The sequence below is a fragment of the Brevundimonas sp. AJA228-03 genome, from assembly GCF_017795885.1.
Classification (GTDB): domain Bacteria; phylum Pseudomonadota; class Alphaproteobacteria; order Caulobacterales; family Caulobacteraceae; genus Brevundimonas.
In genome coordinates this window covers 1220214-1240000 of the sequence record NZ_CP059297.1, presented here as the reverse complement: position 1 = coordinate 1240000, position 19787 = coordinate 1220214, and the positions used below count along the sequence as shown (strand labels likewise).

Here is a 19787-nt window from a genome sequence, read left to right as displayed (position 1 = left end):
GGGCATGGATGCAGCCAGCAGCACGGCCAGCAGCGGCGCCTTGAAGACGGGTTCTTTCGGGGTTGGGCCGTCGAATCGGCCGAGGGGCGGCTCCATCCGGATCAAATGCGCGGCGTCGCCCCCGATCTCAAGTGGTTCTTAATAACCACGTCCCACTTTGGGACCCGGCTCGCGCTTGGCGACCCGCAGTTTCGTTCGCGTGGGATCTGCAGAAATGACCCGGAAAAGGATGCTCGCTGCGCTCGTTCCCCTCGGAATCGTCGCTGCCGGCCTGCCCGCCGCCGCCCAGACCGCAGGGTCCGGCGGGCTGTCGTCGTTTCAGAACGGCTATGGCGGTGCGCGCCAGTCGGTCACGACGGCCCAGACAGGCTCGACCCGGGACCAGAACGGCAATCGCCTGATCGTCGACGGCATCATCCAGGCCGGGGCCTCCGCCTATTCCGCCCAATCCGGCGGCGTGTCGCAGACCTACTCGGGCTCAGGCAGCAGCGGCGGCGGCTCGGCCATCGGCGGCTCGACGGCCATCGGCAACAATCTGAACGTGGTGGTCCAGGGCAGCCACAACACGGTCATCGTCAACTCGCGTCAGACCAATACGGGGAATGTGTCCGCCCGGACGGATCTGACCGGCACCCTGACAGGCTTCTGATGATGACCACCGCCCTCACCCGTCGGCTGAAGGTCGGCGGCGTCGCCCTGGCCGTCACGGCCATGCTCGGCGCCTGCGTCAGCCCGGCGGCCGGGCCGAACGGCATGTATGCGACGCCGATCGGCAATGCGCCGGTGACATCGAACCCGACGCCCTATTCCAGGGCCCTGTACTGCTTGGCCGACTACGCCCGCCGCTACAACCTGCCCTCGCCGCGCATGGCCGTGGGCCGGATCAGCGACTACACCGGCACGGTCTCGTCCGACGGGGGACGCCAGGTCACGGGTGGAGCCTCGCTGATGGCCTTCAGCGCCCTCGCCAAGGCCGGGGCGCAGATGGTCGAGCGCTACGACACCTCCATTTCCGAAATGGAGTTGCGCTACGCCAACAACCGGCTGATCGGCGACCAGGGCGGCACGGTCGAGGATCCCAACTATCGCCGCATCCTGGCGGGCCAGGTGCCGGGTTCGGACTTCTACCTGGTCGGCGGCATCACCGAGGTGAACTACAATATCCGCTCGGCCGGCTTCGACGCCGGGCAGGCCGAGACCGAAAGCGCCCGGCCGGGCTCCACCATCGTCCAGAGCAAGGTGTTCGTCATGAACATCGCCATCGACCTGCGCCTGGTCCAGACCACCACGCTCGAGGTCGTCGACGTCGTCTCCTACCAGAAGCAGATCATCGGCCGCGAAATCTCCGCCGGGGTGTTTGACTTCCTGGATGGCAACGTCCTGGACATCTCCGCCGGAACCGGCGGGATGGAGCCGGTGCAGCTGGCCGTCCGCGCCGTGATCGAGCGGGCGACGGTCGAGTTCATGGCCAACCTGTATGGCGCGCCGGGTCCCGAAGTCTGCCTGGACGCCTCCAACGACCCGCTCAACACGGTGGGCGCGACCGGGGGCTACTACCCCGCCTACGACAACACGGGAACGAACAATGGCCAGACCCGCGCCGATCCGGACCGCTGGAACGATCGCCGCGACGGCGCTGTACGTGGCAGCCGCTACTAGCGCTTTCGGTCAGACCCGGGATGGCGTCATCGTCCTGAACAACCAGCTGCAACTGGGCGACGTCATCGCCGGCCAGACCCTGAACGTCGAAGGGGCCTCGGACGAGGTGGGTGCCGACACGGCGGCCCAGGGCAACAGCCTCTCCGGCACGGCCCAGGACCGCGACCTCCAGCTGACCTCGACCCAGACGTCCAGCGGTGACGTCCGCTCGACCACCACCCTGAACCTGGACGGCGACCTGGAAGGCCCGGTCAACGCCACCACCCAGTCGCGCGGCAATTATCTGGCCGCCGCATCCTATGGCGGCGATATCGCCATCGAGGCGACCCAGGAGGTCGGCCCGACGGAAGTCACCGCCGCCTCGAGCCTGAACGGCCCTTCCGTCCGGATGCTCGGCGGTGCCTCGGTCGGTGTCACCGCCATCGCCAACACCACCTCCATGGCCGCCAGCGCCTCACACGTGTCCGGCATCGTGATCCAGCGTTCCGAGGCCGGCGTCCGGGCCGAAAACTTCGCAGAAACACGCTACATCCCCGCGACCGCCGAGTTTATCAGCCAGTCGGTCGCCAACACCACGGCCCTGAACTCCGGTCTCGCCTCCAGTCAGGACCTGACCATTCGCCAGCGCTCGGCCGGCGATGCCGTCACCGCATCGACCAGCGCCAATGCCGCCAACGCCTGGGATCTGGCCGGACGCGCCCGCGCCACCGCCAACCAGACCCTGCTCTACAACGACGGCGGCTCGGTCGTGGCGACGACGGACCAGTCCAACCTGTCCCAGGTCCGCGCCTCGGCCACCGTCACCAGCTACGACTGGGGCGCAGCCGCTGCCGTCGCGGCCGGAACCGGCAACGAGGTCGTCGCCGGCAACAACGATGTCTATCTGGAGATCGACAGCAGCCAGGTGAACTCCGGTGGGGTCGAGGTCAGCGCCGATTTCGCGGGAACCAATGGCTATGACGCCTATGTCTCGGCGGACGCGATCGGCAATTCGGTCACCGGCTATGTCTGCGCGACCTGCCAGGGCAATCTGATTGCCACCAATGCCCAGACCAACTCTGGCCCTGTCTCGGCTACGGCGACGACGACCGTCAGCGGCACGGGCCGCGCGATCGCGTCGAGCGCAAGCGCCGTCGGCAATACCGCGACCTTCTACGTCTCGCGGCCGGGTTCGTGATCTGCGCCCTGATGTCCGCCTAACGTAAAGTTCACTTTACGGCTACCAGAGATTGAGGAAGGCTGGTGTTGGGGCAAGCAAGGCCCCTTTCCGACCACATCCGGGAGTGCCTGCGCGGCGGCCCCGACTTCGCCTGGAGCCTTCATGACCCCTCGCCGTCTTCTGCTCGCCGCCGTGTCCGGCCTCGCCCTGCTGACTTGCCCCCTGTCCGGTGCCGCAATGGCCCAGACGGCGACCGCTGTGCAGCCCTCGGACCCCTGGGCGCAGGCCGCCAGCGACATTCCCGCCGATCCGGCCGTCCGGTTCGGGCAGCTGCCCAACGGCATGCGCTATGCGATCCTGAGAAACGCGACCCCGCCCGGACAGGCCTCATTGCGGCTGCGGCTCGACGCCGGCTCGCTGATGGAAACGGACGACCAGAAGGGGCTGGCCCACTTCATGGAGCATATGGCCTTCAACGGCACGACCAATATCCCGGAGAATGAGCTGCTGCGAATCCTGGAGCGCCTGGGCCTGGCCTTTGGCGCCGACACCAACGCCTTCACCTCTTTCGACCAGACCGCCTATGTTCTGGAACTCCCCCGCACCAACGACGAGACCGTCGACACTGCCCTCCGCATCCTGCGCGAGCAGGTCTCCGAAGCTCTCATGAACGCAGACGACATCGACGCCGAGCGCGGCGTGATTGAAGGCGAGGAGCGGACCCGCAATACGCCGGCTCAACGATCATTGAAGGCGCAGCTTGCGCTGTTGGCACCGGGCCAGCGGATCGCAGATCGTCTGCCCATGGGCGACCTCAACATCATCCGTACGGCGCCACGCGAGCGCTTCGTTGATTTCTACAACGCCTACTACAGGCCTTCGCGCGCGACTCTTTTGGCGGTCGGGGACTTCGACGTCGATCAGATGGAGGCGAAGATCCGCGGGGCCTTCGAAAGCTGGCAGCCCAGGGCGGCCGACGGCCCTGAACCCGACCTCGGACAGATCGCGCCGCGTGGTGCCGACAGCCGGATCCTGGTCGAGCCGGGCGTACAGTCCTCGATCCAGCTGAACTGGGTATCGCCGCCCGATAACGACCCTGACACCGTCGCCGAACGTCGTTCTTCACTTCTGCAGAATCTCGGCCTGGCGGTCCTCAACCGTCGCCTGGGCGAGCTCGCCCGCGCCGACAACCCGCCGTTCCTGGGTGCCGGGGGCGTGACCGATACCTTGTTCGACAGCCTGCAGATCGCGACCGTCGGTGCCGCCTTCAATCCGGGTGGCCTGCCCCGCGCGCTGCAGACCATCGAACAGGAGAAGCGCCGCCTGGTTCAGTTCGGCGTCACCGAGACCGAACTGAATCGCGAGATCACCGACACGCGGGCCGCGCTCGAGAATGCGGTTGCGACTGCGGCCACCCGCACGACCCCGGCCCTCGCGGGCGGGCTCCTGAATGCGACCAACGACCAGCGGGTGTTCAGCACGCCCGCGACGAACCTCGCGCTGTTCAACGCGGCGGTCGACGGCCTGACGCCCCGGGCTGTGAATGAAGCGGTCGCGACCTTGTTCGCCGGTCAGGGCCCACTGGCGCTTGTGGCGACTCCGGAACCCATCGAAGGCGGCGAGGCGGCGGTTACGGCTCTGCTGGAAGCTTCGACGGCCGTCCCGGTCACGCCTCCGGCCGCCCAGGCTGCGCTGGAATGGCCCTATGCCACGTTCGGCACGCCCGCCCGGCCCGCCCGGCAACAGGAGATCGCTTCGGTCGGTGCCACGGTCGTCACCTTCGCCAACGGCACGCGGCTGACGGTCAAGCCGACCACCTTCCGCGACGACCAGATCCTGATCAGCGTCCGCGCCGGGCTCGGCGAGCTCGGCCTTCCGACGGACCGGGCCGACCCCCAGACCCTGGCCCCCTTCGTCTTCACGGCTGGCGGTCTGGGCAAGCTGACAGCCGATGAACTGACCCGCGCCTTGAGCGGCAAGATCTACAATGCCGGCTTTGCCATCGATGGCGACGCCTATGAGCTGACGGGCACCACCCGGCCTGAGGACCTCGGTCTGCAGATGCAGGTTCTGGCTGCCTATCTGACCGACCCGGGCGTGCGCCCGGCCCCCTTCGAACAGTTCAAGGGGTTCTGGCCCCAGATCGTCGCCCAGAGCATGGCGACCCCCGAAGGGGCGTTTGGAATCCAGTCGAGCGGTCTGCTGGCGTCCGGCGATGCGCGCCAGACCTTCCCCTCGCCCGAGACGGTCGCGAGCTGGACAAATGACCAGTTCAAGGCGAGCGTGACCGCAGGTCTGGCCCAGGGGCCCATCAACGTCGTGATTGTCGGCGATGTGACCGTGGAGGATGCGATCGCCGCTGTCGGCTCGACCCTCGCCGCCCTGCCCGCCCGATCGGCAGAACCGACGGTACCTGCCGGTGCCGACGTCCGGCGTTTCCCGGCTGGAACGACGGAACCGGTGCGACTGACGCACACCGGGCCTGCCGAACAGGCGCTGGGTTATGTGGCATGGCCCACCACCGATGTTGTCGGCGACCGAACGGACGCGCGCGTCGCAGACCTTTTGGCGGCCGTCCTGGAGCTGCGCGTGCTGGACGAGATCAGGGAAAACCAGGCCCTGGCCTATTCGCCTAAAGTCGAGGCCTCGGCGTCGGACGTCTATCGGGACTACGGCTCGATCGCTGTCACGGCCCAGACGACGCCTCAGAACCAGCCTGCGTTGTTCGCCGCCGTCGACGCGATCGCTGCTTCCCTGCGCGACACGCCGATCACAGAGGATGAGTTGAACCGGGCGCGCGCGCCCAATGTAGAACGTCTTCGTCGCGCGCAGGCCGGCAATGAATACTGGCTGGGGGCCTTGGCCCACGTGGCGACCAGGCCTGGCGATATCGAGCAGATCGCGACCGAGATCAGCGATCGCGAAGCGGTCACGCCCGCCGACATCCAGGCGGCGGCCCGGAAATATCTGATGCCAGACAGGGCCTGGCGCGCTTCGGTGATCTCTGCCAACGCACCGGCGCAATAGACCAAAAAAGAGGCCCCGGGGTTTTCGCTCCGGGGCCTTCAGTCTTCTCAGGATCGTCGGCGATGAACCCGACCATCGATGTCTACCCCACCCGCCATTCGCACAGGCTGAACGGGCCGTTGTCAGCCATTCAGCCTCGGGGCTGATCGGCTCCTGACAGGAGTGGGAGCATGGGTCACGCTTTCGGTTGGACCCGCGAAGGGAGCCCGCCTCAAACGATCTGAACCGCCCCCGGTTTGCCGGAGGCCTCAACGCCTGAGAGAAAGCAAGACGACGAACAAGGTCTCACCCGAGGTTCGCAAGCAAGCGGTCCGGATGGTGGCGGATGATGCTGCAGTTCATTCACTTAACGGCCAGTTAACAACTTCTAGTTTAAGTCGTACTGCGCTGTCCTAGGAGGTAATTTGTCAAATCCCTGCCTGAAATGTCCAACAGATCAAAGCTGCTGTCGTGACCTTCGCGGCCTGAAGGTTAATGAAGCAGAGTACACTCGGCTTTTCGAGGACAAAAGAGAACACCTAACCGTTTCTCGAAAAGGTAAAATCTTTGAGATATCGGCTCTTGGTGAATTTCCATGTCCTAATTGGGACCAACAGTGCCAAGTCTATGGGCGCAGGCCCATGGACTGTGATCTTTATCCCTATACGATGGGAAATGTGTTTGAAGGGGATGGGGAGGTTTATGCGACCTATCACAGCCGCACCGGATGTCCTTTGACTGCCCAGCTCCTAAGCCCCCGCGAGAAAGCAGAAGAACTGATTCGAAACTTTCTCAAAGACACCTATGGCGAACAATGCAAAATCACTGTTCGCTATGATGAAGGGGCAGCGAGAGTCTACCACCTGGCGCGCCGGGCTGCGTCCAGGGCTAGGAAACTGCTTATCGGGGAGACGACCTGATCGAAAAGCAGGAAATATTTGCTTCAGCGCCATTTCCAAACCATTTTTCCACGCGTCCACACCCGATCGTTCACTTGGAGCCCGGCCACAAATCGTAGTTCCGATGCGCTCTGGTCACGTCGCAGTCGGTGAAGAGCAAGCTGGTCTGGCTGTCAGATAATCCATGGGCAGCCGTAGAGCCGCATCTGGCCGGGAACCAGGCCGGTGCTCGGCGGGTCGATGACCGGCGAGTGATCCCGGGCATCATCCATCTGCTCGGGACAGGTTGTCCGATGGCCGGATTGCGACGCCGGGTACAGCCCGTCCACGACGGCCTGCAACGGGCGTCGCCGTCGCATTCCTCGTCACCTGCCGGCCAGGAATGGGTCTGGAGCCTAGGGTCTGTACCCAATTGAGTTGATCTGGCTGTTGTGATTCAAGCTTCTGAGGAGGCTTGAATCATGGCGGATCATTTCTGGTTGTCGGACGCGCAGTGGGCTGTGATCGAGCCGCACATCCCCAAGGTCTATACGGGCAAGCGGCGGGTGGATGATCGCCGGGTGATCTCGGGTATCGTTCATCGGCTGCGCGAGGGGTGTCGCTGGCGCGCTCTTCCGGACGTCTATGGGCCCTATACGACGGTGTTCAACCGTTACAATCGCTGGAGCAAGCGAGGTCTGTGGCAGCGGATCCTGGCGTCGCTCGGCGAGGCGGCCGACCCGCCGGTGACGGCCATGATCGACTCGACCTCGGTCAAGGCGCACCGCTCGGCGGCGGGCGCAAAAGGGGGGGCTCAGCTCACGCCATAGGCCGGTCGCGCGGCGGTCGGACGACCAAGGTCCACATGCTGGTGGACGAGACGGGCAGGCCTCGCGTCGTTCAACTCTCGCCCGGCCAGGCCTCCGACATCGTGGCCGCCCACGACCTGATCGTCGCCAGCCGACCCAGCCTGCACCTGCTCGCAGACAGGGCCTACGACGGCGACGCCCTGCGTCGAATGCTGATCGAACGCGGCACGACACCCGTGATCCCGAACAAGATCAATCGCGTGAACCGACACCCGTTCGACGCCACAGCCTACAGGCTCAGAAACGCCGTCGAACGCGCCTTCTGCCGCCTCAAGGACTTCCGCGCCATCGCCACCCGATACGACAAGACCGCCAGGAACTACCTCGCAGGCCTCTGCATCGTCGCCGCCATCACACTCTGGGCCAAATGAGTCCGGACCCTAGAACACCCGCCCGCCGACGCCGCCGTCCAGCATGATCGAGGCCCCGATGATCGCGGCACCCTGCGCCTGGACGACCTCTTCGCGGTATTCGGTGTAGATTTCTTCCTTGACCCAGACGAGCACCTTGACGCCCGCGCCATAGCGGCGAAGCAGCGAGCGCTCGTTGCAGTCGCGCGCCACCAACTGGATCTTGCACCGCAGGTCGCCGGTACGATCGCGCCACAGCGCCTCGCCCTTCTGGCAGGCGAAGGTCTGTCCGCCCTCGAAGCTGACCTGACCGGTCCATTCCGACCAGGTCACCTGCAGCCGCGTCCCGGCGATGCAGCGATACAGTTCGCCCTCATAGCCGTCATGGATGTCGCGGTCGGGCGTCACCTGGGACGCCGGATGCGGGATGTCACGATCGTCGATACAGAAGGCCTGGATGACGACGCGCTTTTCCCAGCGGCGACGGGACTCGTACGGCACGTGGACGACCTGGGACACAGCCCCGGCCTCGACGTTCAGGCCCTGGATCACGGTCGGATAGGGCTGCTCGACGCTGAAGTAGGCACCGCCGCCACCGCCGCCCCGCACGTTGCCATAGCCGCTGACGCGGGCATTGAGCAGGGCGCGGGCCCTTGCCGTGACCCCGGCATTGCCGTCCGCATTGGCGTTCGCATTGATGTTGACGTTCACATTGATGTCACCACCCCCCGGTGGATAGCTCGGCGGCGGGGGCTGGGTGCAGCAATCCGGCGGCGGAGGCGGAGGGGGCGGGGGCGGTGGCGGCTCGCACGATCCGCACGGCGGAGGCGGCGGCGGCGTGCAGCCCGCGTGGCACTGGGCCGAGGCCGGTCCGGCCAGGCTGAGCAGGGCCATGGCACCCGCAAAGGCACCTGCCACCGCCGGCAGCCAGATCTTGATCGCCACCCGCATGGGTCAGGCTCCTGAAGAATCGATCGCCGACCCCCAACGAGACGCAGGTCGGCCCATTGGGCATCTGCGGGCAAAACCCTTGCGTTTCCGTTGCCAGGAGAATGGCACCGCCCTTGCGCCGCTCGCCCCGAAAGCGAGACGCATGTTCCATCCCGGCACACAGACCCTGATCGATCACTGGGCTGCACTGCCCTGTCCCGGCCCTATCCCTCCACGCGCCGGGCTCGAGCCGATGCGGCTGGGTCGGCTGGTGCCCCAGCTGTTCACGGCTGACCGCAGCGCTGACGGCGCGACCTTCCGGCTTGCGGGTGCCTGGATCGAGACCCTGCACGGCCGGCCCATGCGTGGCGTCGGCTGGCTGGACCTGTGGGCTCCCGAGAGCCGGACCCTGATCGCCGCGGCCGTCGTCCAGACCTTCCGCGAGGCCCGTCCGGTCGTGATGGTGGCCGAGGCGACGCGCCTGCGTGGCGTGCTGGAAATCGTCATCGCGCCCATGCGCGGCCCGGACGGCGAGGCCAATCGGTTGCTGGGTCTCTATCAGCCGACTCTGGATCAGGAACGGCGTCGCGAGGCGGTCGGCCCGCTGACCGCGCGGCTTTCGGTCGGCGTCGGCGTGACCGGACGACCGCCGCTGACCCTGGCCGCCGTCGACGGGCGACGGATCGCCTGAAGGAACGATCGTTCGCGCCAGGCCCTGTCCCGCAGCAACGGGTTCACCTTGCAATAAATACCAGGACTGTTGCAGTTCTTGTCGGTCTGCCTATGTTACCGTCTTCGCAACAGCGCTGCGGGACGTCCCGCAGCCGGAGAGACTTCGATGATCGAGCGCAGACCGTTCGACAGCCTGGGTGGTGCCAACCACGGATGGCTGAACGCCAGACACCATTTCTCCTTCGCCGGCTACTACGATCCGGCCCGCATGAGCTGGGGCAATCTGCGCGTCTGGAACGACGACGAGATCGCGGCGGGCTCCGGCTTTCCGCCCCACCCCCACTCGGACATGGAGATCATCACCTATGTGCGCGAAGGCGCGATCACCCATGAGGACAGCCTGGGCAACAAGGGCCGCACCGAGGCCGGCGACGTCCAGGTGATGAGCGCCGGTACCGGTATCCGGCACGCCGAGTACAATGCCGAACCGGTGCTGACCCGCATCTTCCAGATCTGGATCGAGCCGACCCGTCGCGGCGAAAAGCCCGCCTGGGGGGCCAGGCCGTTCCCCAAAAGCGACCGCGCCGGTCAGTTCGTGGTCCTGGCCTCGGGCTTCGAGGGGGATAGCGATGCCCTGCCGATCCGCACCGACGCCCGCATCGTGGGCGCGACGCTGAAGGCGGGCGAAAGCGCGACCTATCCGCTGGGCGCGACCCGCCGTGGCTATCTGGTGCCCGCCAGCGGCGAGGTCGAGGTCAACGGCGTCCATCTGAACGCCCGCGATGGTGCCGCCATCATCGGCGAGGACACCCTGACCGTGACCGCTGTCAACGATGCCGAGATCGTCCTGGTCGACGCAGCCTAGGTCGCCGTCGCGGTCTCCCCCCCGGCGGGGTGGTAGGGAGACCCTCGGTGCTCGCTAGAGAACCCCGATCATGCTGGCGACCAGGGGGTGACGGACAATGTCGCCCTCAGCCAGGCGCACGACCGAAATCTCCGGTACGGCCTCCAGGCGCGTGGCGATATCAGCAAGTCCGGACAGCGACGGCAGCAAGTCCGTCTGGCCCGGATCGCCCGTCACCACCATGTTGGAGTGCCAGCCCAGCCGTGTCAGCAGCATCTTCAGCTGCACATAGGTGCAGTTCTGGGCCTCGTCGATGACGATGAAGGCGTTGTTCAGGGTGCGCCCGCGCATGTATCCGACCGGCGCGATCTCGATCAGGCCCTCGGCCATCAGGGCCCCCACCCGTTTCATCGACAGCCGGTCCGACAGGGCGTCATAGAGCGGACGCAGATAGGGGGCCAGCTTGTCCTCCATGGCACCGGGCAGAAAGCCGATCGATTCGCCGGCCTCGACGGCGGGGCGGCTCAGCACGATGCGCCCGACCTTGCCGGCCTCCAGTGCCTCGACCGCCTTGGCGACGGCCAGATAGGTCTTGCCGGTGCCTGCGGGGCCCAACGCGAGAGTCAGGTTGGAGGTGTCGATCGCGTTCAGCAGCGCCGCCTGCCCCTCGGACTTGGGCTTCAGCGTCTTCAGATATCCCTGCTCGCGGTCGTCGTTCGACGGATGCGGCGACCAGGCCCCCCGGCTCTGTGCAACGGGCAACCGGCGGACCTTGGCGTCCTGGCCATAGTCGGGGCCATCGAAGGCTCCACCTTCACGGGATTGACGCTTCAGGGCGGCGCGCTTGGTCATGGCAGGCTCCGAGACATGAAAAAAGGCGACGCCGGAATGGCATCGCCTCGATCGAGAGTGGGGAGGGAAAAGAAGGTGCCGACAGGCTGTCCGGGGTCGGAGATGTATCCCACATCCAGCGGGAAGACCCGCCGCATACCCGAACGCGTCACGCACGCTCTCCTGGGTTCTGGCCGGACCGGGGTTGATCCGGCTTCTGATCCGGGGCCGAAATGAAGGCCTCGAATCGCAGCAACACTTTGATGCTAGCGTGGTTTCCAAAGGCTTAAAGAGCCTAATGCGTTCAGTGCAGATGAGGGTTTCATGACGATCTATTCGCTTGCGGACAAGAAACCGCGACTGCCGCCAAAGGGTGAATACTGGATCGCCGACAATGCGGTCGTGGTCGGCGATGTGACGCTGAAGTCCGGGGCCAGCGTCTGGTTCGGCGTCACGGTGCGCGGCGACAACGATCCGATCGTCATCGGAGCGAACACCAACATCCAGGACGGCAGCGTCCTGCATTCCGATCCGGGCGAGCCGCTCACGATAGGGGACAATGTCACCGTCGGGCACATGGCCATGCTCCACAGCTGCACGATCGGCGACAACACCCTGATCGGCATCGGCGCGGTGGTCCTGGGGCGCGCCGTGATCGGGAAGAACTGCCTGATCGGCGCGAACGCCCTGATCACGGAGGGCAAGGTCATCCCGGACGGCTCGCTGGTCATGGGACAGCCCGGCAAGGTGGTGCGGCAGCTGGACGAGGCCCAGATCGCCGCCCTGACGGCCTCGGCACACCACTACGTACAGAACTGGAAGCGGTATGCGCAGACCCTGATGCCCTCTCCCGCAGAGGGAGAGGGCCAGGTGCCGTCACCGACCCAGGTCGTAGGTGCCGGAGATGTCGATGCGGACGGCCAGCTCACCGGCGGCGACGGGCGTTGATGCGCTGTCGGCCATGGCCATGCGTGCCATCATGGGCATGGGCTGTGGGGCCTGATAGCCGCCGCCCTCGCTCAGGGTGCGAATGGACCCCAGCTCGACACCCAGCGCCCGGGCATACAGGCGCGCCTTGTCCTGCAGCGCGCGCACGGCCAGCACGCGGGCCTCGTCTTCAGCGGCCTTGGGATCCTTCAGGCCGAAGGAAATGCCGTCGATCTGGTTGACACCGGCCGAGACCACCGCGTCGGCCGTCGTGCCGACCTTCGTCAGGTCCATGATGTTGACGGTCACCCGGTTCGACGCCTGATAGCCGCGCAGCCTGGGCGGCTCGTTCTGGATGTAGTCGTACTGAGCCGACAGGTTCAGACCCGAGGTCTGGATGTCGCGATCGGCGATTCCCGCGCGGCCCAGGGCGGCGAAAACCGCCTGCATGCGGCGGGCGTTGTCGGCCAGGGCGGCCTGGGCTGTCGCGGCCTCGGTCGTGACGCCGAAGGTGATGGTGGCCATGTCCGGCGCGATCTTGACCTCGCCATAGGCGGACAGATTCAGCGCCGGCGCTGCAGTCATGGCGTGCATCTCCATCGGAGCCGATTGTGCCAGAGCCGCAGGCGCGGACAGGCCGACGAGGGCGGCGCCCAGCATGAGGGCGGGAAGGGTGCGGGTCATGGATAGCCTCATCGAGAACGATTCCTGGGACGGCCCCCAGTTCTCCGCGAGGACCGTGGTGGAACCCTGGCCCTGAACGCCTGAACAGGGAGCAGGTCGCATCCGCAGAAACCGTTCATGTGCATGACATGGACGACAGGAAGCGGACTTTCCCCTCCGCGCCACCCCTGCTAGGCGATGCCGTTCGGCGGGCGCGTAGCTCAATGGTTAGAGCCGACCGCTCATAACGGTCTGGTTGGGGGTTCGAGTCCCTCCGCGCCTACCACCTTATCGACGGCGGCGTCCGTCGCGCCAGCGGTCCTCTCCGCGGGGCGTCGGCTGGTCCACATACTGTCCCTGGCCGTTGTACCAGCCATAGCCTTGCTGGAACCGGTCATAGCCGGTCGGGCTATAGGTATAGTCGTCGTAGGGATCGCCGTAGGCACCGTCCATCTCGTCCCACCAGTCGCGCGGATAGGCTGAACGCTGGCACTGGTAGCCCTGGCCGCCCTGATCCCAGTAGGGGGCGTAGCGGTCCTGATAGACCGGGCGATAGGATGGTCGACACAGGCTGTCGGACCAGACGCGGTTGCCGCTGGCGGTCAGCTGGGCGCGGTATTCCTGCTGGAATACCGCGGCAACGGCGACGAAGATATTGTCGGTGACCACCGCCCGCCCGGAGGCGAGACCGACGCCGACGGTGTCGGCGCTGATGCGGCTGTTGGTCAGGCTGAGCTCGCCATTGTACAGCACCAAACCCTTGTCGGACTGGCAGATCTTCGAGCCGTCGATCGTGACTGACGCCCCCTCGATGGCCACGCCCTCGACATAACCGCAAACCTTGGTGTTCGACACCTCGACCCGGCCATAGTCGCGGCGCGAGCGGACCGAGATGCCGATCGAGCGGGGACCATAGTTGTTGGGACTCTCAACCCCGACCAGGGTGGTCGAGTCGATGCGCGAGGGATCGCCGGCACCCGGCGTCAGTTCGATGCCGGACTGGGCGCCGGTGACCACCGTCTCCCATGTCGTCAGGGTCGCGCCGTCGGCGACGATGGCCGGCGCTATGGTCCGGGCGTCGATCACCACATCGCGCAGGTCGACCAGACCACCGTCCGACAGGATAGCCGCCTCGTCCCCGGAGTGTCGGATGCCCGACCGGCTCATGATGACCTGACCGCCGTAGTTGACGATACAGGCCGCATCGCCGCCGTGGGGAGACGACAGGACCAGGTCGCGGACCTCGAGCCGTACGCCCGAGGCCACGGTGATGCAGGGCAGGCCGTCGGGAGCCTGCAGGCTGGCGGACGGGTTTTCGTTCCAGCGTCGCGGGTCGAACCCGCCCTCGCCGATGAGGGTCAGGGGTTTGTCGATGTTCAGCCAGCCGACACAGGCCCCGCCGCGGGCGCGAATGACCAGGGTCCCGCCGGGGCGCACGCGCTGGACCGCCGCCTCGACAGCCCCGGTGCCGGGATTGCCGCCGCAATCAACCAGGACGATCTCTTCGGAGCCGCCGGGCTGGTGGATCGGCGGCGGCGCGCCGTTCCAGCCGGGATAGTGATTGCCATAGGACCAGCGCCGATGGGCACCCGAACGGCTGCGCTGGCTGGCAGGGGGATCCAGCAGCAGGCCAAAGTTGGGTCGGGTCTGGCTTTCGACGCGGGCGGCGGTCTGGGCAAACGCTTCGGGTGCCGACCCCAGTGTGACGGCCAGGGCGGAGGCGGCGAGGATCAGCGTCTTCATGTGGTCAGCCCCTCCTAACGGCGCTGCGAGCGGGAAACTTGCGACAGGACAGCCTGCAGCCGCGAGGCGGAAGGACCGAAGCCCGCGAGCGCCGAATCGATACGGGAGGCGACTGCCTCGGCCTTGTCCTGATCCGCGACCCCGGCGACGCCGAGCGCGAAATAGGTCGATACGGCGAATTTGGCCTCTGGCGACCCCTGTTTGTCGGCCTGGGAATACCAGTGGAAGGCGCGGGCATAGTCGGTGGGGACCCCGATGCCCTCGGAATACATGACGGCAAGAACCAGCTGGGCCTCGGACGAGCCATTGACGGCAGCAAGCTGGATGGCGCGGACCATCTCCAGCCAGGACAGGCGCGAGTCCATGTCGTGGCCCAGCATGGCCTCCAGCGTCTGGATCTGTCGGGCGCTGAGGTCGGCCGGCCGGCTGACGACCGTCTCGGTGACGCCGAGGTAGCGCAGGGCACGCCCGACATGGACGAAGGGCAACTCGGTCATGCGGCCCAGCGCATATTCGTAGGCGTCACCGCGCGGGCGGCTCTCGTCCGAGAAGGGCACACCCGACGCCGGGGCGTCGTTCGGATAGAATTCGAACGGCGGCACCCACTGGCGCGCCTTGGCCTCGACGAAGGACCCGTATTGCGACCGGCCGGGCGAGGACCGCTCGAAGTCCTTCAGCAGGACATAGGATCCGACGTCGCCCGTCTGGGTCGCCAGGTAGTTGTAAAGGTAGGCGTCGACATCGTTGCGGGGGAACAGGGACGCCGCCGAATAGAAGCCGCCCCGGCCCTGCCCGCCACTGGCATTGCGTCCGATCGCCTCGCGGGCTTCGCGGTTGTCGGAGGGCTCGCCAAAGGGGCCATAGAGGGCGTCATGCAGACGGGCCAGGGTGCGGAACCCCTCGGCGTCCTGGGTGGACAGCACGTAGATCATGCGATCGCGGACGGCGGCCTGTTCGTTGATCGTCATCTGGCCCAGTTGGCGGTTCAGCCGCTGATAGGCGACGTGGCGCTCCCAGGCCCGGCAGTCGTCATAACGCGAGCCTGAGCGGAACCCGTCCCACCCCCGGCGATTGACGCGATTGATGGGCGCATAGCCCTCGTCATTTGCCAGCGCCAGGCCGGTCCAGACCGCGCTCTCGATCGGATCCTCGATATTCTTGTCGGTGGCGCGGCTGGCCGCATAGCGCGATCCGAGTTCAAGCTGTGCGAAGAAATCACCCCGGAACGCTTCGCGCCGCAGCAGGCGGAGGCCGGCTTCCTGTGCGTTGAACTCCGGGCCCGTGATCGACTGCGGCCGGGGACATTGATTGGCGGCGGCGTTATCGGCGCGCCGCCAGAAGGCCGCACCGTTGTCGCCGCAACTGGCCAGGGCACCGGCGGTCAGGGCCAGCAGGGCCACGGCCGACACGACAGCGACCTGACCACCGAGGCGACGTCGCGGGCGTTCGTCACGGCTGGCGTCGCGATCGCGCATTCCCCTCATCCCGTTCCCAGACAGCGGATCCACAATCCGCCCGCGTTAACCATTTCCGAAACCGGCGCTCCGGTCCAGTGAAGTTCCGGATATGGTTAACGGCATTCGTCGCTATAGCGTTGCCGAAGGCTGGCGGAAATATGGCGCGGCCTGGCTTCGGCCACAGAAAACAGTGGCTTACTCAGGCCACGCGGACCTGTGGCTCGCGGTCGTGACATCGTCGACCTATAGCGTCACGATCCTGACATCAGATGGACCCGACCAGATGAGTTACATCCCCCGCGACGACCGCCCAGTCGACAAGGCCGAGGCCTATCTTGAGGTCGAATCGGAGATTCTTGCAGTGCTGGAGGGCGAGACGGATCGGGTGGCCCGCATGGCGACGGTCGCCGCGATGCTGGCAGACGCCTTCGGCGACTATTTCTGGACCGGCTTCTACGTCGTCGATCCGGCCCGGGACCGCGAACTGGTGGTCGGGCCCTATCAGGGGACGCTGGGCTGTCTGCGGATCGCTTTCGGGCGCGGGGTGTGCGGAACGGCAGCCGAGACCCGACAGACCCAGATCGTCCAGGACGTCCATGCCTTTCCGGGCCATATCGCCTGCGACGGGCGTTCGGAGAGCGAGATTGTGGTCCCGGTGTTCGATGCCGGCGGCGCATTGATCGCCGTGTTCGATGTGGACGCAACGACAAGGGCCGCCTTCGATACGGTCGATGCCCGGGCGCTGGAGCGTCTGATGGCCAGGGTTTTCGGAGCAGACGCATGAAGGCCTCGCTGGTCCGCAGTGTCCTGTTTCTGCCGGCATCAAACCCCCGGGCGATCGAAAAGGCGCGCGGGCTGGACTGTGACCTGGCCGTGCTGGATCTGGAGGACGCCGTCGCACCTGAGATGAAGGCCGAGGCCCGCGCGGCGGCGATCGATGCCGTCCGGGCAGGCGGATTTCGCGGCCAGATCGGGGTGCGGGTCAATGCGCTCGGCACCGCGTGGGGCGAGGCCGATCTTGCGGCGCTGACGGGCGTCACCCTGGACTGGATCGTGGCCCCCAAGGTCGAGGAGGCCGGGACCGTCGATGCCTATGAGGCGCGGATGGCCGAGGGCGTGCGCCTGTGCGCCATGATCGAGACGCCCCGCGCCCTGCTGGACCTGCCCCGGATCGGGGCGGCGGGCGGGCCGCTGGGGGCCTTGATGCTGGGCGTCAACGATCTGGCCAAGGCGCTGGGAACCGGCCAGTCACAGGACCGGGAGCCTCTGAAGCCCTGCCTGGCGGCGACGGTGGCGGCTGCGAAGGCGCACGGGTTGCTGGCCATCGACGGGGTCTTCAACCGGCTGGACGACGCAGGGGGTCTGGCGGCCGAGTGCGCCCAGGGGCGTCTGTTTGGCTTCGACGGCAAAAGCCTGATCCATCCGAGCCAGATCGAGGCGGCCCACTCGGCCTTCTCACCCACCCCGGCCGAGGTGGCGGAGGCCCGGGCCGTCGTCGCGGCTTTCGCCACCCCCGAGGCCGAAGGCAAGGGCGCGATCCGCGTCAATGGCGCGATGGCGGAGCGGCTGCATCTGGTCCAGGCGCAGGCGTTGCTGGACCGCGCGGCAGCGTGTGGGTAGGAACGCGCCTTCGCTTGCGTGTCGCGGCCGATGAACGGGCCAGCCGTCGAAAGTGCCTGAGTTGCAAACACCCCCCCTTCGCCGCGCCTGGGTCTGCTCGCCCGGCATATGGGACGTCCGGTTCCTGGGGACCTTCCTCGACGACCTGTCGCTGCGGGCGAGCCCGCTTGCTCCGATCGAAGCCATCGTCGGCTGGGGTCTGAAGCCGTCGTCCCGGAGCGGGCGCCGGCGCGCGACACGGACAGGACTGCCCTATCTGGCGCTGGAGGACGGGTTTCTACGCTCCATCGGCCTTGGCGAGACCGGCGCGGCATCGGTCAGTCTGGTCGTCGATGACCTGGGTATCTATTACGATGCGACGCGGCCCTCGCGGCTGGAGCGGTGGATCGAAACGGCGGACGACTGGTGCGACGACGCCATGCGGACGCGGGCGCGGGCGCTGATCGACCGGATCGTCGAGACGGGAATTTCCAAGACCAACATGGGCGGGCCGCTGGACCGGTCGATCCTGCAAGACCGGCCGCGCATCCTGCTGGTCGATCAGACTGCGGGCGATGCCTCCATCGCCTGCGGTCTGGCCGGGCCGGAGAGCTTCGCGGCCATGGTGCGGACGGCAAGGGCCGAGCACCCGAATGCCCAGCTGATCGTGAAACGGCATCCGGCGGTGGCCGCGGGCAAGAAGAAGGGATGCATTGTCGAGGCGGACCTGGAGGGCACCACGGTCCTTGACGCCGATGTGCGCCCGGCCGAGCTGCTGGGCGAGGTCGATCAGGTCTGGTGTGTGACCTCGGCCCTGGGGTTCGAGGCCCTGATGCGCGGCCTGCCGGTCCGGTGTTTCGGGGCCGCCTTCTACTCGGGCTGGGGCCTGACCACCGACGAAGTCACGACCGGACGGCGGGGCGCGGCGCGCGACATCGAGACCGTCGTGGCGGCGGCGATGATCCGGTATGCCCGTTACGTCGATCCGGTCACCGGCCGCCGATGCGAGGTCGAGACGGCACTGGAGCGGCTGGTCTCCCTGCGCGGCCGGGCCGAGCGCCTTTCTGGATACTGGGCCGGGGTCGGGTTCTCTCCCGCCAAGCGGCCACCTGTCCGCCGCTTGCTGAACGGCCCGCGCACGCGGCTGCGCTACTTTGGCAATCCCGTTAAGGCCCGGCAGAACGCACAGGCCCGGTCGGGGCGGCTGATCTACTGGGCCGGCAAGGAGACGCCGGAAATCGCCGCGGTGGCGGCGGCGACGTCCGTGCCCGTCGTGCGGATGGAAGATGGCTTCATCCGCTCCCGGGGACTGGGTTCCGACTTCTTCGGTGCGCTGAGCGTCGCCCTGGACGACCAGGGCGTCTATTACGACCCGACCGGCCCGTCGCGGCTGGAGACCCTGATCGAGGGCGGCGGACAGTCGTCTGACCTGCTGGCCCGGGCGGCGCGGCTGAGGGCGCGGGTCGTCGAGGCGGGGCTTTCGAAATACAATCTCGCGGGTGCCGCAGTGCGACCGGACTGGCCTGCGGACCGCCGCAAGGTGCTGGTCGTGGGTCAGGTCGAGAACGACAAGTCGATCCTGAAAGGCTGCGGCGACATCCGCACCAACTCGGGCCTGGTGGCAGCGGCGCGGGCGGACTTTCCCGATGCCTTCCTGATCTATCGCAACCACCCCGACGTGATGAATGGCAACCGGCCGGGGAGGCTGGATGCCTCGGCCATCCAGGCGGTCGATGCGACGGCGGACGGGCTGGATATCGTCCAGTGCCTGGACGCCTGCGACGTGCTGGCGACGCTGACCTCCCTGTCCGGGTTCGAGGCCCTGCTGCGCGGCAAGACGGTGGCGACCTATGGTAGGCCCTTCTATGGCGGCTGGGGTCTGACGACCGACGCCATGACCTTTGAGCGGCGGACGCGGCGCGCGAGTCTTGACGCGCTGGTCGCCGCGGCCCTGGTCGAATACCCGATCTACGTCACGCCGGAGGGCTGGCCCTGCGAGGCGGAGGATCTGGTCGAGGCGCTGATCGCGGCCCGGAACGATCCGCCCCCGGCCGCACCCTCGAACCAGATCGCCCGTTGGTGGAAGGGCATCAAGGCCAGTCTCGACCAGCGACCGCCACCGGCCTATTGAAGCACATCAGATCGACCCGAGCGGACGCCAAACGTCCCTCAAGTAGCGAGCCTCAGCGAGGCGAGCGTT

The 19787-nt window shown here is 66.9% G+C and carries 17 protein-coding genes, 1 tRNA gene and 1 pseudogene (1 of these 19 only partly in view); 13 read left to right on the top strand and 6 right to left on the bottom strand.

Translation table 11 applies throughout. The features are described 5' to 3' along the window. Positions 1-96 carry the beginning of a rhomboid family intramembrane serine protease gene (locus tag HZ989_RS06105; protein WP_209322728.1) on the bottom strand. The gene continues 597 nt to the left of window position 1, outside the view, so the window shows 96 of its 693 coding nt (coding positions 1-96); it begins with the start codon at positions 94-96; the stop codon falls past the left edge of the window. 118 nt (positions 97-214) lie between these two features. Here HZ989_RS06105 and hfaA point away from each other — a divergent pair, with 118 nt between their 5' ends. From hfaA to HZ989_RS06075, 6 genes are all read left to right on the top strand, one after another. Next, entirely contained in the window at positions 215-649 is a 435-nt protein-coding gene (hfaA, locus tag HZ989_RS06100) for a holdfast anchoring protein HfaA (protein WP_209322727.1), read from the top strand. After that, positions 649-1659: a holdfast anchoring protein HfaB gene (gene hfaB / locus HZ989_RS06095; protein ID WP_209322726.1), complete on the top strand. Its 1011-nt coding sequence runs from the start codon at positions 649-651 to the stop codon at positions 1657-1659. The genes hfaA and hfaB overlap by 1 nt, the downstream gene beginning before the upstream one ends. Next, positions 1586-2836, top strand: a complete 1251-nt coding sequence (gene hfaD, locus HZ989_RS06090) for a holdfast anchor protein HfaD (protein ID WP_209322725.1) — start codon at positions 1586-1588, stop codon at positions 2834-2836. Before hfaB ends, hfaD begins: the two co-directional genes overlap by 74 nt. Before the next feature lie 144 nt (positions 2837-2980). Next, on the top strand, positions 2981-5845 hold the full coding sequence (locus HZ989_RS06085) for a pitrilysin family protein (protein ID WP_209322724.1): 2865 nt from the start codon (positions 2981-2983) through the stop codon (positions 5843-5845). Positions 5846-6249: 404 nt separating this feature from the next. Then, entirely contained in the window at positions 6250-6744 is a 495-nt protein-coding gene (locus HZ989_RS15310; RefSeq protein WP_209322723.1) for a YkgJ family cysteine cluster protein, read from the top strand. A gap of 440 nt (positions 6745-7184) precedes the next feature. Continuing rightward, a protein-coding gene (locus HZ989_RS06075) for an IS5 family transposase (RefSeq protein WP_209322645.1) occupies positions 7185-7942 on the top strand; the annotation gives its coding sequence in 2 pieces (ribosomal slippage) (positions 7185-7521 and positions 7521-7942; 759 coding nt in all). Positions 7943-7951: 9 nt separating this feature from the next. Here the strand turns inward: HZ989_RS06075 and HZ989_RS06070 are convergent. Beyond that, positions 7952-8872: a hypothetical protein gene (locus HZ989_RS06070; protein WP_209322722.1), complete on the bottom strand. Its 921-nt coding sequence runs from the start codon at positions 8870-8872 to the stop codon at positions 7952-7954. 142 nt (positions 8873-9014) lie between these two features. Between HZ989_RS06070 and HZ989_RS06065 the strand changes: the two genes are divergently transcribed. Together HZ989_RS06065 and HZ989_RS06060 are read left to right on the top strand one after the other, a co-directional pair. Beyond that, positions 9015-9542 carry a PAS domain-containing protein gene (locus HZ989_RS06065; protein WP_209322721.1) on the top strand — a complete coding sequence of 176 codons (528 nt, stop codon included), beginning with the start codon at positions 9015-9017 and terminating at the stop codon, positions 9540-9542. 147 nt (positions 9543-9689) lie between these two features. Further along, entirely contained in the window at positions 9690-10388 is a 699-nt protein-coding gene (locus HZ989_RS06060) for a pirin family protein (RefSeq protein WP_209322720.1), read from the top strand. Positions 10389-10442: 54 nt separating this feature from the next. On the opposite strand, the gene HZ989_RS06055 is transcribed toward HZ989_RS06060, so the two are convergent. Next, positions 10443-11219: a PhoH family protein gene (locus tag HZ989_RS06055; RefSeq protein WP_209322719.1), complete on the bottom strand. Its 777-nt coding sequence runs from the start codon at positions 11217-11219 to the stop codon at positions 10443-10445. A gap of 303 nt (positions 11220-11522) precedes the next feature. On the opposite strand from HZ989_RS06055, the pseudogene HZ989_RS06050 reads away from it, so the two are divergent. After that, positions 11523-12038: pseudogene (locus tag HZ989_RS06050) on the top strand (gamma carbonic anhydrase family protein); the annotation flags it as partial. A gap of 36 nt (positions 12039-12074) precedes the next feature. Here HZ989_RS06050 and HZ989_RS06045 read toward each other — a convergent pair. Next, on the bottom strand, positions 12075-12809 hold the full coding sequence (locus tag HZ989_RS06045; protein ID WP_209322718.1) for an SIMPL domain-containing protein: 735 nt from the start codon (positions 12807-12809) through the stop codon (positions 12075-12077). A 189-nt stretch (positions 12810-12998) separates the two neighbouring features. Here HZ989_RS06045 and HZ989_RS06040 point away from each other — a divergent pair. After that, positions 12999-13074 (top strand) — tRNA-Ile (locus HZ989_RS06040). A 2-nt stretch (positions 13075-13076) separates the two neighbouring features. Here HZ989_RS06040 and HZ989_RS06035 read toward each other — a convergent pair. Continuing rightward, positions 13077-14531 carry a hypothetical protein gene (locus tag HZ989_RS06035; RefSeq protein WP_209322717.1) on the bottom strand — a complete coding sequence of 485 codons (1455 nt, stop codon included), beginning with the start codon at positions 14529-14531 and terminating at the stop codon, positions 13077-13079. Positions 14532-14545: 14 nt separating this feature from the next. Next, complete coding sequence (locus tag HZ989_RS06030) at positions 14546-16006, bottom strand: tetratricopeptide repeat protein (RefSeq protein WP_371812983.1); 1461 nt, start codon at positions 16004-16006, stop codon at positions 14546-14548. Positions 16007-16271: 265 nt separating this feature from the next. On the opposite strand from HZ989_RS06030, the gene HZ989_RS06025 reads away from it, so the two are divergent. The 3 genes from HZ989_RS06025 (at position 16272) to HZ989_RS06015 (ending at position 19718) form a co-directional block, all read left to right on the top strand. After that, positions 16272-16772, top strand: a complete 501-nt coding sequence (locus HZ989_RS06025) for a GAF domain-containing protein (RefSeq protein WP_209322715.1) — start codon at positions 16272-16274, stop codon at positions 16770-16772. Continuing rightward, positions 16769-17608 carry a CoA ester lyase gene (locus tag HZ989_RS06020; RefSeq protein WP_209322714.1) on the top strand — a complete coding sequence of 280 codons (840 nt, stop codon included), beginning with the start codon at positions 16769-16771 and terminating at the stop codon, positions 17606-17608. The genes HZ989_RS06025 and HZ989_RS06020 overlap by 4 nt, the downstream gene beginning before the upstream one ends. Positions 17609-17669: 61 nt before the next feature. Beyond that, a complete protein-coding gene (locus HZ989_RS06015) occupies positions 17670-19718 on the top strand; it encodes a capsular polysaccharide biosynthesis protein (RefSeq protein WP_245162478.1) in 2049 nt (682 codons plus the stop codon). Positions 19719-19787: the final 69 nt, after the last annotated feature.

Excerpts from the sequence above, each read along its gene's own strand:
- hfaA (WP_209322727.1), top strand. The coding sequence starts at position 215 with ATGACCCGGAAAAGGATGCTCGCTGCGCTCGTTCCCCTCGGAATCGTC.
- hfaB (WP_209322726.1), top strand. The coding sequence starts at position 649 with ATGATGACCACCGCCCTCACCCGTCGGCTGAAGGTCGGCGGCGTCGCC.
- hfaD (WP_209322725.1), top strand. The coding sequence starts at position 1,586 with ATGGCCAGACCCGCGCCGATCCGGACCGCTGGAACGATCGCCGCGACG.
- HZ989_RS06085 (WP_209322724.1), top strand. The coding sequence starts at position 2,981 with ATGACCCCTCGCCGTCTTCTGCTCGCCGCCGTGTCCGGCCTCGCCCTG.
- HZ989_RS06070 (WP_209322722.1), bottom strand. The coding sequence starts at position 8,872 with ATGCGGGTGGCGATCAAGATCTGGCTGCCGGCGGTGGCAGGTGCCTTT.
- HZ989_RS06065 (WP_209322721.1), top strand. The coding sequence starts at position 9,015 with ATGTTCCATCCCGGCACACAGACCCTGATCGATCACTGGGCTGCACTG.
- HZ989_RS06060 (WP_209322720.1), top strand. The coding sequence starts at position 9,690 with ATGATCGAGCGCAGACCGTTCGACAGCCTGGGTGGTGCCAACCACGGA.
- HZ989_RS06055 (WP_209322719.1), bottom strand. The coding sequence starts at position 11,219 with ATGACCAAGCGCGCCGCCCTGAAGCGTCAATCCCGTGAAGGTGGAGCC.
- HZ989_RS06045 (WP_209322718.1), bottom strand. The coding sequence starts at position 12,809 with ATGACCCGCACCCTTCCCGCCCTCATGCTGGGCGCCGCCCTCGTCGGC.
- HZ989_RS06035 (WP_209322717.1), bottom strand. The coding sequence starts at position 14,531 with ATGAAGACGCTGATCCTCGCCGCCTCCGCCCTGGCCGTCACACTGGGG.
- HZ989_RS06030 (WP_371812983.1), bottom strand. The coding sequence starts at position 16,006 with ATGCGCGATCGCGACGCCAGCCGTGACGAACGCCCGCGACGTCGCCTC.
- HZ989_RS06025 (WP_209322715.1), top strand. The coding sequence starts at position 16,272 with ATGAGTTACATCCCCCGCGACGACCGCCCAGTCGACAAGGCCGAGGCC.
- HZ989_RS06020 (WP_209322714.1), top strand. The coding sequence starts at position 16,769 with ATGAAGGCCTCGCTGGTCCGCAGTGTCCTGTTTCTGCCGGCATCAAAC.